Source organism: Dietzia sp. E1 (assembly GCF_014145015.1).
Taxonomy (GTDB): domain Bacteria; phylum Actinomycetota; class Actinomycetes; order Mycobacteriales; family Mycobacteriaceae; genus Dietzia; species Dietzia cinnamea_A.
Genome location: NZ_JAALDU010000254.1, coordinates 1 through 1,085, shown reverse-complemented (window position 1 = coordinate 1,085; position 1,085 = coordinate 1). Strand labels below are relative to the sequence as shown.

1 protein-coding gene and 1 pseudogene are annotated in these 1,085 nt (G+C 72.4%); both read right to left on the bottom strand.

From position 1 onward, the window contains the following. Positions 1 to 232: pseudogene (locus G6030_RS16495) on the bottom strand (resuscitation-promoting factor); the annotation flags it as partial. Between the two features lie 218 nt (positions 233 to 450). After that, positions 451 to 1,085: TatD family hydrolase (locus tag G6030_RS09275; RefSeq protein ID WP_182642937.1), on the bottom strand; the 635-nt coding region annotated here is incomplete at its 5' end.

Sequence of the window (1,085 nt, the reverse complement as noted above, 5' to 3'; positions counted from 1 at the left end):
CGGAGCTGAAGGTGACGAGCTCGACCGGCGAGCCGTCGACCTCGAGGGTGTAGGTGGTGCGCTGGTCCAGCGCCGCGACACCGCCCACGACGAGGGTGGTGAGCATCCCGGCCACGGACAGCCGCAGCATGGTGGAGCGGGATCCGTGGAGGCGGTGGATGGGGTCGAGCAGGCCCCGCGTCCCGTCGGGTCGGGCGCCCGTGGGGGTGTCGGTCCGTGCGTCGTCAGCCACTGGTCGGTTCTCTCCTCGTATCGCCCGTGAACGACCGTACGGCCGTCCGCGTTTCATCACGGTAGCGTAACGAGGCGATGGAGCCGGGGCAACGCGCCACCCCTGACGTGCATTGATGTGACGACGACGACAAGGTGTTCAGGTCACGTTTCGTTACACGATCCCCGCGGGTCCCGTTCGTACCTCGAGTCACACGGGCCCCGCCGAGCGGCCCGCCGTCAGACGGTGAGGCCGAAGACGGCGCGGGCCGTGTCGGCGACCTCGGCGACGAACTCCTCCGGCGACTGCCCGCGGACCTCCGCGATCGCCCGCGCGGTGTAGCCCACCAGACCGGGCTCGTTGCGGGCCCCCCGGAACGGCTCGGGGGCCATGTAGGGGGCATCGGTCTCCACGAGCAGCTGCCCGGCGGGCGCCAGGCGGGCGGCCTCGCGCAGGTGCTCGTTGGCCTTGAACGTCACGTTGCCGGTGAACGAGAGCACGTACCCGCGCTCCAGGGCCTCCTCCGCGACGTCGAGCGGCGAGGAGAAACAGTGGAGCATGACGTGCGGGATACCCGAGTCGGGGCCGGCGACCTCTCCCAGGACGCGCAGGAGGTCGGCGTCGGCCTCGCGGTTGTGGATCATCAGGCACTTGCCCAGCTCGGCGGCCAGCCCGGCGTGCCAGCGCAGGGACTCCTCCTGCTCGGCCGGGTCCGCGCAGTCGTCCATCTTCCCCACCCAGTAGTGGTCGAGGCCGGTCTCCCCCACCGCCACGACACGGGGGTGGGCGGCCAGCTCGCGCAGGCGCGCGCGGACCTGCTCGCCGCGCTCGGGGTCGGTGGCCTCGCGGGCGCGGGTGGGGTGCACGGCGACGG